This window comes from Sulfuricella sp. T08 (assembly GCF_000971475.1).
Lineage (GTDB): Bacteria > Pseudomonadota > Gammaproteobacteria > Burkholderiales > Sulfuricellaceae > Sulfuricella.
In genome coordinates this window covers 125,266-138,370 of the sequence record NZ_DF967563.1, presented here as the reverse complement: position 1 = coordinate 138,370, position 13,105 = coordinate 125,266, and the positions used below count along the sequence as shown (strand labels likewise).

Here is a 13,105-nt window from a genome sequence, read left to right as displayed (position 1 = left end):
CACTCGTTCCCGAGTAGGTCAGTGTATAAACGTGGGTCAAAATTCCATGCAAATCTCTATGGTTAGTGGGTCAGTTTTAAACGCAAATCAACAAAGCACTGTTACTCAGCACCCGCCACCGTCTTCAGGGTAGACCTGATAGCGCCCGGGGTGGCCATGATCTTGCCAAAGCTGGTCATTTTCAGGGCCGGATAGGACAGGGCAATGCGATAGCGTCCAAAGAAGCCCATAATCTTGTCACCAACCACGAAAATTTCATAAGGCAGGGCAGCAATGTGATCGGCACCTTCGATCTTGTTGACCCACACGCCCTCACCGGTTTTCGGGTCATTCATGGCGACGCCGAATACGGCGATCTTCTTGTCGGCCATCACGACTTCATAAACCTTGGCGGTGCCACCAGCGCCCTTGGCCAGGTTGGCATGAACGGTTTCAACCGCTTTTTCGAAGCTGCCAGCGGTAGCCAGGTCGCGGTTGTCTGCGAAGTATTCCATGCCGAACATGTAATGATATTTGGCCAATTTGTCAGCTTCGACATCTCCGCCAAATGCCGCGCCAGCGCCGATCGCTGTTTTCAGGCGTGCTTCCACGCCCTTGACCGCTGCCTGATTGGCATCAAAGTTGTCGCGAAAGTAGGCGCGGTACCAGTACTCGGGGTTCATGTAGGAAACGGTGCCGTCGGCCTTGACGCCTACACGGATGCCGGCGCCGACGATGACGTCGCCACCAATCTTGGCGATGGTGTCCAGGATGGCCTTGTCGGTGACGATGACTACGCCGTTACCCGCAATGCCTTGAGGTTGATATTTGCCAACCACGGTAAAACCGCCTGCCTGCAATTTTTTCTCGACCTGGGACATGACGGCATTGACGTCACCCGCGGTTACGCTGTCTGCCTTGATATAAGGCGAAAGCGCCAATGCAAACGGTGCCCATGCCAGCATGGCAAGGGCCATCAGAATTTTTTTCATCCAAGTATTCAATTTGTGTCTCCCCCAGTTTTTAGTTTAATTAATGCTCTTGAACCACTGTTACGCTGCCAGAAACGGCCCTGACAGGCCGCTTAAAACCATCGCTACAGTTAAATCACAAAACCTATAAGCAAGGTTTGTTCCCGGACGACTTGTTTCATATTTTTCAATGATTATATGGAAAATGATGTTGATATCCAGCCATGAATATGTAAAGTTTTTCGACAAATTTCACTCAATAACCATGACTATTACAGGCATAAAGAAAATCTAAAAACATCAATAATTGTTATAAGGAAATGATAATTCAGGAGTACTGAAATTCGCTACATATTGGCATGTCTTAAAAAGGCACTCGTTAAATTTCTCGACAAATACCAGAAAGCCGATTTATTTCTGTTTGGAAGTTAATTCGGTTGGGTGAACCCGGCTCTGCCGGGGGACTTAATAAAGGTTTGACCTTTGCGAATCCGGCGTTTTTAAATCCCCCTCAATCCCCCTTTGTTAAAGGGGGAGGCAAAGGTATGCGGCAGTTTTGTTCCAGGCTGTTGTTTTGAGCGTAGTGCCTTTTAGCCAAGCCGTTAACAAAAAGAGTGAAAATCATTGTTGAGGGGCCTGCCATCCAGGCATTCCCTCACTCTGTCCATCGGCTCGTCCCTACGAATTCGTATCCAGCAATTCCCAAGAAATCTCTGTATCTTGGCTTGACTATCCAATATAAATACCCCATTATTATGGGGTATAATTTTTTGTTGGAGTCAGTCATGGGCAAGGCGAAAATTAACTTCGAAATCGAGGAGGAGGTTTTGGCTAATGCCAAGGCTTACGTCGCTCGGCACGGTGGCTCCCTAAACAAGCTAGTCAGTGCATTGTTCTCCCAGCTCGGCCAGCGTCTTGACGCCCCCGATATAGATCCTTCCAAAAAGATACTATTTGATCTGAGCGGTGGAAAAATCTCCCTAATGGAGGCCACACGACTGCTGGGTTTCCAAGACGCCGGATACACGCTGCATCTCATGGCCGAGGAGGGATTGCCGATGAAGCGCCTTTCCGAAGAGACCATCAAGCGACAGGCGACTGAGTCTCTGGAGGCGATGAGAGAATGTTTACTCCCTTCGAAGGATAAGGCCAAACGGTCGACGAAAAAAACAATTCATCAGCATTCATGAGGCCGATCCTCATTCCGGATTCGGGCCCCTTATTTTCCTTGGCAGCTGGCGATTTACTCGGATTGCTCCTGAAATTCCAGACCGCCATCACGGATGTCGTCAAGGAAGAGACGATTGACCGTGGAGCACTTTCTGGAGCCTCTACGGAGGCCGCCAAGCTGCATCAATTCTATGCGTCCAACGAGAAGGTCATTCAAATTCTCCCTACTCAGGTCGGGCACAGTATCCAACATCTGCGCCAGACTTGCCCGAACGCCCCGCTCCCTCCAAACGCCGGCGAGCTTTCTATCCAAAGCCTCCTGATCGGATTGAGCGTATCTAAAGGCCCGAAGCCAATCGTGCTGTTCGAGGACGGCTGGTTTTTACGAAACGCCGCAGCCCTGCATGGAAGTTGCGTTCTAGTGAGCACGGAAGCGTTTTTGGTCAACGCTCAAAGTCTAGGCCTCATTCCATCCGCCGAAGAAGCTAGAACGGCCATCTCAAATCTGCGCCCTTATGCCTACCGAGAAGCCAAGATCATCCGGAAGGATATGGAACGGTAACTCCTAGCCGTAACTTTTCAGTTAAAACAGGCCCAAGTCCCTGCGACATCGTGCTGGAAACAAAGATACCGCCTACGAACTCCTAGGCGGTTGGTCGAAAGGGTTAGCCGTCGTAGTGGAAACGGCAAGCGATAATCACCAGCTCTGCATCGGTTGCGCGATACACTAAACGGTTCGCTTCATCTATGCGCCGCGACCAGTAGCCGGATAATTCGCCACGCAGTGGTTCGGGCTTGCCTATACCTGTGAACGGGTCACGCGCAGCGGCAGTAATCAGCAGGTTTAGCCGCTTGAGCGTCTTCTTATCCTGATCCTGCCAGTACAGATAAGCGTCCCACGCATCGGGCACAAAGCGAATGGCGCGCATGCTTAATCAGTGGGGAGCAGTTGACGATCCTGAGCTTGCCCGGCTTTATCCTGTGCAATTGCCCGAGCCAATGCCGCCGCATTCACCGGATTGCTTGTCAGGTGCAGCGTCTCCATGATGCTGTTGTAGCTGTCCAGCGACATCACCACTGCATCACCTTCCGCATCGCGGCGGCTGATAATGGTCACGTCCGCGTCTTGAACTACGCCATCCAATATGGACTTGAGCGCATTGCGCGCATGGGAATAGGTAACGACTTTCATTCTTGCCTCACTTGTTCATTAAGTTGAACAAGTCTAGCCGGGACACGTGTTTAATGCAAGTCGATATAACTTCTGAACACGTGGTGCCGTTGCGACCCAACGCTTGACATCGTAACCATATGGGTTACACTTAAGCATGATCAAGTCGTTTGCACACAAAGGTCTGGAGCTTTTTCATTGCACCGGCAAAACCAAGGGCATACGGGCCATTCACGCCAAGCGGCTGCATCAGATATTGACCATGCTGGAAGCAGCAAAAACCGTGGAAGACATGGACGCACCAGGACTTAAGCTGCACCCACTGAAAGGTACGCGAAAGGATATCTGGGCTGTGACCGTTCAGGCGAACTGGCGCATTACCTTTCGCTTTGAAGCGGGCAATGCGGAAATCGTCAATTACGAGGACTACCATTAGGAGATACACATGAGCAGGATGCACAACCCCGCTCACCCTGGCGAAATACTTCACGACCTCTGGCTGGAGCCGCTGGGCGTAAGCATTACCGATGCGGCGGAAAATCTTGGCGTAAGCCGAAAGACACTATCCAAGATCGTCAACGGCAACGCGGGCATATCAGCAGACATGGCACTCAGGTTGTCCGCCTGGCTAGGCACGACCCCTGATCTGTGGCTTGGTATGCAAGTCCAGTGGGAACTGTGGCAGGCGGAGCAACTGCCGAGACCAAAAATCAAGCCACTGGAGCGGATAGCGGCTTGAGAACTGTTGAACAAAGCCGGAGTTTATTGGGGGAGCGCCTCAAAGGCGCCGACAATACCGTGAGCCATCCAAGGCGGCTGCAATCTTCGCCTCCCCATTAACAAATGGGGATTGATGGGGATTGAAAGCTCCGGAGTCGCACGCCACCGTCCACAATTACGGCCCACCCCACTGCATCGAAAGAGGTGCGGGGGGTTCTATGGATGGGTGCGAGAGGAGCTTACCCCAGCGTTGCTACCATCTCGATTTTGGGCGCGACTGAACGCACAACTTTTTGAATGCCGTGCCCCGGGTTGGTCTGACGTTGTGAAACGAGCAGCCCCATCTTCTCAAGAAGTCCGACATCTTTGGTGATGGCAGAACGGTTGCGATGCAGTCGATGGGACAGCTCATTAATAGTTCTGGGCTCGTGCATCACCTCAAGCATCAAACGGCGACGCGCTTCCGAGAGCACGGTAAACATCCGTTGCGGGTCTTCAAACGAGAGCGTTACCTTGCCTTCGAACGCTTCGCCTCGATCACCTCTCCGTGCAGCATCCTTTGCACGTGAGAAGAAGCCCGTCACGTCATCAGTGCGAATCACGACTTTGGTCATGGTTTCTTTCCTCGTGTTTGGTTAACAATTTCCAGCCACTCCTGCTGGAATCTTTCCTGCGTTGCTTCATAACTCACGAACTCGACCGCTTCAATCTCACCCATGTAATGTCGGTGATGGTGCGAAGCAACCCGCACAAGTTGAACAAGTAAGGCTGCAATCTTCGCCTCATCCTTAATAATTAAACTGGAATGAGGAATTTGAAAAAGCGGCCAAACTCAATAAGGTTATCGACAATTCTTAATTGTAATGTAATAAAAACATAGTATCATCACACGAAATTCACCGGCTCGGGCGCACCTAAATTTTCAACAGGAAGAAGGACTTTGAAGGCAAATATCATGCAAAAACAAAAAAAAATGCTGCTGCTTTGTTTCGGACTGGTAGCAATAACATACGGGTCTGTGTCGTTTGCTGCAGATAGCGACAAGGAGAAAGTGGACCATCTTTTCAAGGAAGGTGTGTACCAGCGGGAGCAAGGCCATCTGTTTGCCGCCATCGAATCCTTGCAGGCAATCCTGAACCTGCGCCCCGAACTTGATCGGGTTCGCCTTGAACTGGCTCTCACCTATTACAAGGCACTGAATTACGAGGCAGCCAAAGAGCAAGCTGAAGCCGTTCTCCGCAAACCCGACCTCCCGGATAACGTCAGGCTTTCCGTTCTGGCTTTCCTGGCGCAGCTCAAGGGCGATCAGGAGGCCTTATTAAAACGCAAAGTCTGGGAACACTCTCTTTCCGTTGGTCTCATGCACGACTCCAACGTAAACGCGGGGCCTTCAGGCGCGATCGCGCAGGCCACCAACCTGTCACCCTCGGATGCCGCACGCGCCGACACGGCAGCGACCCTGTCCGCCGGCATCAGCCACAGCTACCAGTCGCCAACGCCCGTCAAGATAGGCGAATCGGTCGCACGTTTCCTCTGGCAGAGCCGCGCAAATTTATACGCAAAAGAGAATTTCAGCGAACATGCTTCCAACCTGGAAGTTATCACATTGAGCACCGGACCGGCCTGGTTCGTACTGAACAAGTGGCGTGCCAATGTCAACGTCAGCCTCGATCACTACCAGTATGGGGGCGCATCCCTTGCACGATATACCTCCGTTCTCCCCAGCGTCACCTGGCAACTGGGCAATAGCGAGCTCACGTGGGATGTGCTCGCGCAAAAGCGGGAGTTCGCGCGTAGCGGCGACATCGGCAAGGACAGCAATTACACCGCCATGGGCGCCTACTTGGGCCATGTATATCATGACAGCAAAGTAGCGGCGCAAGCCGGAGTAAGGCTTTTCCATGAAGCCGCGGACCGGAACTATTACAGCAACGACGGTACGGAGTTTTTTGTCGGAGCGAGCGCTGTAACCTGGGAAAACGGCTCAGTGTATGGCAGGTATATCCAGCGCGACACGAAATGGGATGCCCTGAACCCGAACGCGCCACTACTTACCCAGAACCAAAAGGACACACTCAAAACCTATGAACTGGGATTCCACCATGATTTCAAGGAAGCAACGATGAAAGACTGGCGGATAACAGGCAGCTATACCACCTATCGAAATGACTCGAATATCTCCTTCTACAACTACACTCGAGATATAACGAGCTTATCCCTGAGCCGCACCTTCGATTAAAAAAAGCGTACTGACCGCAATGCCACTAACTTAAGCAAAATGTAGGGTGGGTTAGCGGTTTTTGTGTAACCCACCAAGCGTTGCGTAGCAACACAACGCATTTTATATGAGTGCCTGGCGGCACATCTGGTGGGTTACGGCACAAATTGCGTGCCTAACCCACCCTACATCGAGTATGGAACCGCTTAAGTTAGAGCCATTGCGTACTGACCGCCACGACATCACCTTAAACCCAAATTGTCCATTAGGCGAAATACCTCACGCAAAGCCGTTCGTGGTGAGCTTGTCGAACCATGAACTGCCCTTCGACAGGCTCAGGGCGAACGGTTTTATGGCTAATGGATAATCTGGGTTAAAATCAATACTGTTTGATCAAGCCCGTTCCTCCTGAGATTCTCGTCGAAGGGTGAACGGGCTTCGACAATCTCAGCCAGAGCGACACCTGAACAAAACGGCGCAAATCTGTCGAAAAATTTTACACTTCCCGCCACTCCCTTCCCCTTACACCAGAATACTTTTCACGTAACACGTTGAAATAATTAATATCTACACCATGTGGCATGTTTAGTGCTAGGTACATTACTAATAGTTAACAATTTCAGCTTTTGTACAGAACATAACCTAAGAAAGAAAAAATCGTGAACACCAAAAGATACGCCATTTCTCTCAGCATGGTGCTCGCTCTGGGAGTTTCCACGGGAGCACAGGCAGATAAAAGCGAGTGGTCCAAGGTGATTTCCTATGGGAATACGACCATTGCGCAGGATTCGCCGGAAGATTTTGGCCCATGGAAGATGATGGTACAGCCTGCTGCAGGTCCGGCGGCACCGATGCAGACACTGGCGCCGCCACCAGCTCCAATCCCGACAGTGACACCTACTCCAACGCCGCCACCGCCACCACCACCGCCAAAACCAAAGCCAGTCAGAACTGAATCCTGATCAGGTTTGGCAATTCTAACGACCTTACCAAAAAATTTTAATAGAGAGATCATCATGTCTAGCCAACTCTACGGATCAAGCACTACCCAGCGCAAGATTGCTACCGGTTTGGTATCGCTCGTGCTTTTCGGCGCTACCCAGCTATCCCACGCAGCTTCTTTGATTACCCTCCAGAGCACAACGGAGGCATGGACAGGTTACACACTAGCGCCTGAAGCCCTCTTGGCTGAATATTATAACGATAGCGGTGCATACGCATCCTCTCTTGTTAACATGAATGGGCTGTCCTGGGGGGAATCGACAACTACGGGGGGTGGCCCCCAAAGTGGACTCTATTTCCAGCAAACTTCGAACGGATTGGAGGTTACACTCGGCGCAGTGTTTGCGCTTGGCACGCTAAGTCACTCCAATCAGAGAATCTATACCGACACTTCAATAACCAACGCAAACCTGCAATTGCGATTTAGTTTTAACGCAGGGGATACCTCTGTTAACACAGGGCCTTTCGACTACAACTTCAGTATTTTTGAAAGCCTTAACTCCGCCGGTACTTGCCCGCTATGGCAAGTGTCCGCAACCCCTTGTGACGACAAAATCTCTTTCCGCGCAGTGTCAAATAGCCAGCAATTCAGCCTCAACGGGCAGCTTTATTCGTTCAACCTGCTGGGATTTTATAACGGTGAAGGCTACTCTTCCGACATGATCACAACTGAACAGATGACCACCACCCGAAACCTCATGGCGAGCATTACTGCTGTTCCAACCCCAGTACCTGTTCCGGCAGCACTTTGGCTGTTTGGCTCCGGTCTGCTCGGCCTGGCCGGATTTGCCAGGAGGAAGCGCGCCGCTTAATAACAAAAACAGTGTTTCACCTGCTCCAACCCCGCCGCAGAGCGGGGTTTTTCATTCCAACTTGCAACACATCCGGACAGAATGCGCATATTCAGCGGCAACGCCGTTATAATCGACCCAGTACCAGCATAAACACGGTCAACAGAAAATGATGTCAAATAACCAATCAATCGTTGAACTCTCCAAGCGCGGGTACGATCTGCTCCGCAAAAGAATGTTCTGGGAGGCCGAGAAGCATTTCCGGGATGCGCTTGCGCTCGACAATCACAACAAGTATGTACTGGTTGGCCTGGGCAACCTTTACTCTGCGCTCAGAAAATTTGCTGACGCAATCAGCTATTACGACAAAGCGCTGGCACAGGATCCTGTCAACAAGTTCGCCCTGAGGGGAATAGGCGATGCCTATCGCGGTCTGGAACGTCCGGAGAAGGCCATTCCTTACTGGCTGCGCTATCTTGAGGGCAACAGTGGTGACGCGCAGGTGATGGCACGACTGGCGGATTCATACATGAAGCTGAACAACACGGCCGAGGCGGAAATTTATTGCAACAAGGCGCTGCAGTATGGCGCCCAGGACAAGGCCGCACTGCTGGGCGTGGGGTTGCTGTATTACAAGATTGGGGAAAATACCAAAGCACTGTCCTGCTTCGAGCAGCTGCTTTCCCTTGATGCCTCGCACCTGAAAGCGTTACTGATGGCGGGCGAACTTCATCAACTGTTGGCGAACTACGCGCAGGCAGCGCGTTATTTCAAATCTGCACTCGACATCGACATTGAGAATCCAGTCGCTTTATATGGTCTGGCCAACTGCTCGCGCGGCCAGGAGGATCATACCGAAGGTAGTTTGTGGTGGGCCAAGGCACTGGAAAAAGACCCCGACAACCAGCGTCTCAACACCCGCGCCGGCGATGCACTGTTCAATACGGGCAACATCGAGGAAGCGCAGCACCATTTCCAGCGCAGCCTGAAAGTCGGTTTCGACCCCTATGCGCTACTCGGCCTTGCCAGAATTCATCGCAATCGCAACAACCTTGAAGAGGCGAAAGCATGCTGCCAGAAAGTCCTGGAACGGATTCCGGACCATCCACGCGCGCTGGATGAGCTGGCTAAAATTTGCGATACGGAGGGCAGCGAGTAGTGGGTTGAATCACCACGGCATTAATATGGGGTTAGTGACCCAAAGGCACCGATAAACCCGCGAGCAGCCCAAGTTGGCTTCAACCTTTGCCTCCCCCTTTTAAAAAGGGGGGTCTGCCTGCCACGGGAGGAATCTGTTCCCGCCATTAACCTTGCTTGAGCCCATGACGGTTCATCAGGTCATACAGGGTGGGACGGCTGACGCCTAGCAATTCGGCCGCTTTGACAATATTGCCTTCCGCACTCGCCAGCACCTTCACCAGGGCCTTGTATTCAGCCTCTTCACGCACTTGGCGCAGATTGATTGGGGCGCCTAGATCACTCGGCAATCCAAGATCCTCCCCGGAAATCTGGGAGGCATCCGCCATGATGACGGCGCGCTTGACGCAATTTTCCATTTCCCGCACGTTGCCCGGCCAATCGTAGTTGGCTATCGCGACCAGCGCATCCGTGCTAAAGGTCATTGAGGGACGGCCATTCTGTTCGCAGAACTTGTTTTTGAAGTGATGCGCCAGCATCGTTGGATCACCCATCCGATCCCGCAACGGGGGGATCATGACCACAATCTCGCTCAAGCGATAATAGAGGTCTTCCCGGAAACGACCCGTCTCAATCAGATCCTTCAGTTTCTGGTGCGTCGCACAGACGATGCGGACATCCACGGGAATCTCTGTGCGCCCACCCACTCTTTCTATCACCCTTTCCTGCAGGAAACGCAATAGTTTCGCCTGCAATGGCATGGGCAGGTCACCCACTTCATCCAGGAAGAATGTACCTCCGTCGGCGCACTCAATTTTTCCCAGGGTCTGCTTGGCGGCTCCGGTAAAGGCTCCCTTTTCGTAACCAAACAACTCGCTTTCCAGGAGGTGCTCGGGGATCGCAGCACAGTTGATTGCCATGAGGCGCTTCTCGTGCCGCGTACTCAATTGGTGCAATGCTTTCACCAGCACTTCCTTGCCTGTACCACTCTCGCCCAGCATCATGACCGTGGCATTCGATGGCGCCACTTTCTCCACGTTGCGGCATACCTTGGCCATGCCGGGATCCCTGCTGATAATGCCGGACAGAGGGGACTCGACCGTGGATTGATGCATCCGGCGGTTGTCCTGCTGCAGTGCATGCAGGTAGAAGGCCCTTTTGATAATCAGGCCCAGCATCTCGGGATCAAAGGGTTTTTGATTGAAATCGTAAGCACCCATGCTGATAGCCTTCACCGCATTGGTATGATCATGCTGGCCGGTGAGGACGATTACCTTGGTATCCGGTGCGAGAGCCAATATCTGTTCGAGGGTGGCAAAGCCCTCCGAGGCGCCATCAGGATCAGGGGGAAGCCCCAGGTCCATCGTGACCACAGCCGGCTCATGACGCCGAATCAGCGCAAGCGCGCTTTCTCGATCCCCCGCCACCAGCACTTCATATGCGTCAAAGCTCCAGCGCAACTGTTTCTGCAGGCCGGGGTCATCTTCGACAATAAGCAGCTTTTGTTTATCTTCGCTCACCGGTTTCCTCTTGAGTCACTATGCGGGTTGGGCAACAGCCTGATCCTGGAAATGCAGCGGCAGGATCACGCGAAAAGTGGTGCCGTTTGACAGCTGACTGGCGACCTCAAGATGGCCTTCCAGTTCGCGTACATACTCACGGATTTCAAACACGCCTATCCCCATACCCGTCTCCTTGGTGGAGTCGAAAGGCTTGAACAACCGCTCACGGATGAACTCATCGCTCATGCCATGCCCGGTATCCCTGACCTCGACTATCGCGGCGTCTTCCACCCTGGACAAACGAACCAGCACCTGTCCATCCTTGGGGGTGGCCTCGATGGCATTCTGGATGAGATGCCCGATCACCCGTTCAAGGCGCGTCCAGTTAGCCTGGACCTCCAGACTGCCATCCAGTATCTCGAGATCTGGCTTCGGCTTGGAGGCAGAGTGAGCTACCACGGCATGCTGCAACAACTTGTCCATGGGAATCGGGGTGGACTCCTCATTCATGGACTCGCCGCTTCTCAATTTCAGAGAGCACTCGTTTATCTTCTCAAGGAGCCCCGTCATTTTATGAACGGAATGCTCCAGAGTCTCGACCATATCTTTCTGGAATTCCGGTTTGCTCTTGTGTTCAGCGGCATTGGAAAGCAGCAGCGCCAATTGGGTAACCAGGTTTTTCAGATCATGCACCACAAAGGTGGACATGCGATTGAAAGAGGCAAACTGACGCGCCACCAACAGTGAATTATCCGCTTCCTGCTGCGCGAGATGGCTTGCAGCCTGGCAGCCTGCGATCTTGAGCAGGTCGTTTACCTCCCAGTTCAATTTGATTCTGCTCCTGGGCTGGACCAGCACCACAAAACCAAACAGTCTCCCGTAATGAATCAGCGGAATCACCAGACTCGCCTTGGGAATGGCGCTCAACCATTGAGGAATAACCAGCTTGGCATATCTTTCAGGGTGAAGAGAGTAATCCTGCAAGTCGATCACCCAATGCTTGCTCTCGAGAAAATGGCAAAAAGCGCTGTTCAACGGCTCGACCCCGCTGGCCTTGGGCATATTCCAGTGCACCAGGAGTTCACAATTGCCGGATTCCTTGCTGATCCACAGGGCTCCGCCGGGGCTTTCCACCAAATCCGCGACGGCCTGGATGGTACGTTCGCCCAGTCCATGCCGGCCATCGGAAAGTGTACGGGTAAATCGCAGCCATTCCTCCCGGTAGTCATAGTTGTAGCTAAAGAAATGTTTGCTGATAAAAACCCTGAGCCAGGAACGCAACCTTCTGGAAAACCACACCAGAAATAGCAAAACCAACGCGCCGAACAAAAAAGCCACCTGCAGAACCGTTCCCCAGTTTCCGCCAAAGTTGCGAATGTAGTAACCCGCTGCGGCAATGGCCATCAAATATACGCCGGCGCCAAACAATGCGGTGGAACTCAGGATGATCTGGCGAGATATGGAAATATTCAGCGACCAGTTCGGGTCTCGCGTTGCAGAGATGGCCACGAGGGGAACGACCAGAACATTGACCACCCCCCGTGCATTCCAGAGGCCGACGTCCACTCGCCCGAACACCATGGCTTCACTGTACAGGTAAAAATCGTAGGCGAACGCACCGCCGACCCCAAGGCATAGAAACATGATCCCCCAGCGTTCGTTGGGAGGTGCATTCCGGTAAAGCTGTTCCACCAGAGCGATACCGATAATCGCCATCATTACCCGCCCAACAATGCCGGTCAGGAAACCCATTGCTCCCAGGGGAAAGCCGGAAACAGCATAGGAGTTGGTATATGAATAGAACAATCCGAGAAAGAGAAAGAGATAGAAACCGGCAAGAACCACCATGACCGGTCTCACACTACTGAAGGACTGGCCCTCGACCTGCCTGAAAGGACCCAGCAAGGTCAGCAGGAAAAATGTCCAGATTCCATTGCGCAGGACCTCCAGGAGATCCGAACCGAGCGTGGACTGGTATCCGTGAGAGGCATGGTAGGCGACCACGCCAGACCAAAGCGCGGAAGCCAGACAGGCAAGCGTCAGCAATTTTCCCGGCATACGCCCGCGCCAGCTGGTCAGCGATAGCCCGAACAGGACCAGATATGCCAAAGCAGCTGCGGTATAGCTGATTACGCTAATGCTGGTCAACATGGGTAGAAGATAGTCCGCAATTTAAACAGAATATTTTTATATAACGGTGCGACGTCCGAGCTGGGGTAGAAACAATTTCGGCTGCGCCTCATTGTTTTAGGAATTTGGAGTCCTGCTTATGCCTGTTTATTGAAAGGATATTCTCGAATATCGATATCTTCCAATGACATTAACCTGAAGGATTATAAAACTAATTTTGTAGCAGTGCGACCCTTGTTTTGACGGTGCTTCAAAATGGCCTGAACACCGCATCAGCAATGCTGCCGAAATGAAGGCCAAGCGGGAAAATCACT

General features: G+C 52.3%; 14 protein-coding genes. 8 read left to right on the top strand and 6 right to left on the bottom strand.

What is annotated here, in order from left to right:
• Positions 1-101: 101 nt before the first annotated feature.
• Positions 102-971, bottom strand: coding sequence for a hypothetical protein (locus tag SCT_RS15080; protein ID WP_059424605.1), 870 nt, complete (start codon positions 969-971; stop codon positions 102-104).
• A gap of 764 nt (positions 972-1,735) precedes the next feature.
• Here SCT_RS15080 and SCT_RS15075 point away from each other — a divergent pair.
• On the top strand, positions 1,736-2,140 hold the full coding sequence (locus tag SCT_RS15075; RefSeq protein ID WP_144408290.1) for a hypothetical protein: 405 nt from the start codon (positions 1,736-1,738) through the stop codon (positions 2,138-2,140).
• Positions 2,137-2,682 (top strand): hypothetical protein, encoded by a 546-nt coding sequence (locus tag SCT_RS15070; protein ID WP_059424596.1) that lies wholly within the window; start codon positions 2,137-2,139, stop codon positions 2,680-2,682. Before SCT_RS15075 ends, SCT_RS15070 begins: the two co-directional genes overlap by 4 nt.
• A 103-nt stretch (positions 2,683-2,785) precedes the next feature.
• Here SCT_RS15070 and SCT_RS15065 read toward each other — a convergent pair whose 3' ends face one another.
• Both SCT_RS15065 and SCT_RS15060 read right to left on the bottom strand, forming a co-directional pair.
• Entirely contained in the window at positions 2,786-3,049 is a 264-nt protein-coding gene (locus SCT_RS15065) for a Txe/YoeB family addiction module toxin (protein WP_059424594.1), read from the bottom strand.
• Positions 3,050-3,051: 2 nt separating this feature from the next.
• On the bottom strand, positions 3,052-3,312 hold the full coding sequence (locus SCT_RS15060) for a type II toxin-antitoxin system Phd/YefM family antitoxin (protein WP_059424593.1): 261 nt from the start codon (positions 3,310-3,312) through the stop codon (positions 3,052-3,054).
• Between the two features lie 136 nt (positions 3,313-3,448).
• Here SCT_RS15060 and SCT_RS15055 point away from each other — a divergent pair, with 136 nt between their 5' ends.
• Both SCT_RS15055 and SCT_RS15050 read left to right on the top strand, forming a co-directional pair.
• Positions 3,449-3,727, top strand: a complete 279-nt coding sequence (locus SCT_RS15055) for a type II toxin-antitoxin system RelE/ParE family toxin (RefSeq protein WP_059424591.1) — start codon at positions 3,449-3,451, stop codon at positions 3,725-3,727.
• Between the two features lie 9 nt (positions 3,728-3,736).
• Positions 3,737-4,030, top strand: a complete 294-nt coding sequence (locus SCT_RS15050) for a HigA family addiction module antitoxin (RefSeq protein ID WP_059424588.1) — start codon at positions 3,737-3,739, stop codon at positions 4,028-4,030.
• Positions 4,031-4,250: 220 nt separating this feature from the next.
• On the opposite strand, the gene SCT_RS15045 is transcribed toward SCT_RS15050, so the two are convergent.
• Entirely contained in the window at positions 4,251-4,625 is a 375-nt protein-coding gene (locus SCT_RS15045) for an HTH domain-containing protein (protein WP_059424586.1), read from the bottom strand.
• A 341-nt stretch (positions 4,626-4,966) separates the two neighbouring features.
• Between SCT_RS15045 and SCT_RS15040 the strand changes: the two genes are divergently transcribed.
• The 4 genes from SCT_RS15040 to SCT_RS15030 all read left to right on the top strand — a co-directional run bounded on the left by SCT_RS15040 (position 4,967) and on the right by SCT_RS15030 (position 9,181).
• A complete protein-coding gene (locus SCT_RS15040; protein ID WP_144408289.1) occupies positions 4,967-6,250 on the top strand; it encodes a lipopolysaccharide assembly protein LapB in 1,284 nt (427 codons plus the stop codon).
• Between the two features lie 787 nt (positions 6,251-7,037).
• Positions 7,038-7,184 (top strand): hypothetical protein, encoded by a 147-nt coding sequence (locus SCT_RS17345; RefSeq protein ID WP_159107919.1) that lies wholly within the window; start codon positions 7,038-7,040, stop codon positions 7,182-7,184.
• Between the two features lie 61 nt (positions 7,185-7,245).
• Complete coding sequence (locus SCT_RS17425; RefSeq protein ID WP_189799680.1) at positions 7,246-8,043, top strand: THxN family PEP-CTERM protein; 798 nt, start codon at positions 7,246-7,248, stop codon at positions 8,041-8,043.
• A 148-nt stretch (positions 8,044-8,191) separates the two neighbouring features.
• Positions 8,192-9,181, top strand: coding sequence for a tetratricopeptide repeat protein (locus SCT_RS15030; protein WP_082098384.1), 990 nt, complete (start codon positions 8,192-8,194; stop codon positions 9,179-9,181).
• Between the two features lie 145 nt (positions 9,182-9,326).
• On the opposite strand, the gene prsR is transcribed toward SCT_RS15030, so the two are convergent.
• Together prsR and prsK are read right to left on the bottom strand one after the other, a co-directional pair.
• Positions 9,327-10,679, bottom strand: a complete 1,353-nt coding sequence (gene prsR / locus SCT_RS15025; protein WP_059424578.1) for a PEP-CTERM-box response regulator transcription factor — start codon at positions 10,677-10,679, stop codon at positions 9,327-9,329.
• Positions 10,680-10,697: 18 nt separating this feature from the next.
• Positions 10,698-12,812 (bottom strand): XrtA/PEP-CTERM system histidine kinase PrsK, encoded by a 2,115-nt coding sequence (gene prsK, locus SCT_RS15020; protein ID WP_059424576.1) that lies wholly within the window; start codon positions 12,810-12,812, stop codon positions 10,698-10,700.
• Positions 12,813-13,105 lie beyond the last annotated feature (293 nt).

What these genes read in the sequence shown, in the direction of transcription:
- SCT_RS15080 (WP_059424605.1), bottom strand. Translation starts at nt 971, where the DNA reads ATGAAAAAAATTCTGATGGCCCTTGCCATGCTGGCATGGGCACCGTTT.
- SCT_RS15075 (WP_144408290.1), top strand. Translation starts at nt 1,736, where the DNA reads ATGGGCAAGGCGAAAATTAACTTCGAAATCGAGGAGGAGGTTTTGGCT.
- SCT_RS15070 (WP_059424596.1), top strand. Translation starts at nt 2,137, where the DNA reads ATGAGGCCGATCCTCATTCCGGATTCGGGCCCCTTATTTTCCTTGGCA.
- SCT_RS15065 (WP_059424594.1), bottom strand. Translation starts at nt 3,049, where the DNA reads ATGCGCGCCATTCGCTTTGTGCCCGATGCGTGGGACGCTTATCTGTAC.
- SCT_RS15060 (WP_059424593.1), bottom strand. Translation starts at nt 3,312, where the DNA reads ATGAAAGTCGTTACCTATTCCCATGCGCGCAATGCGCTCAAGTCCATA.
- SCT_RS15055 (WP_059424591.1), top strand. Translation starts at nt 3,449, where the DNA reads ATGATCAAGTCGTTTGCACACAAAGGTCTGGAGCTTTTTCATTGCACC.
- SCT_RS15050 (WP_059424588.1), top strand. Translation starts at nt 3,737, where the DNA reads ATGAGCAGGATGCACAACCCCGCTCACCCTGGCGAAATACTTCACGAC.
- SCT_RS15045 (WP_059424586.1), bottom strand. Translation starts at nt 4,625, where the DNA reads ATGACCAAAGTCGTGATTCGCACTGATGACGTGACGGGCTTCTTCTCA.
- SCT_RS15040 (WP_144408289.1), top strand. Translation starts at nt 4,967, where the DNA reads ATGCAAAAACAAAAAAAAATGCTGCTGCTTTGTTTCGGACTGGTAGCA.
- SCT_RS17345 (WP_159107919.1), top strand. Translation starts at nt 7,038, where the DNA reads ATGGAAGATGATGGTACAGCCTGCTGCAGGTCCGGCGGCACCGATGCA.
- SCT_RS17425 (WP_189799680.1), top strand. Translation starts at nt 7,246, where the DNA reads ATGTCTAGCCAACTCTACGGATCAAGCACTACCCAGCGCAAGATTGCT.
- SCT_RS15030 (WP_082098384.1), top strand. Translation starts at nt 8,192, where the DNA reads ATGATGTCAAATAACCAATCAATCGTTGAACTCTCCAAGCGCGGGTAC.
- prsK (WP_059424576.1), bottom strand. Translation starts at nt 12,812, where the DNA reads ATGTTGACCAGCATTAGCGTAATCAGCTATACCGCAGCTGCTTTGGCA.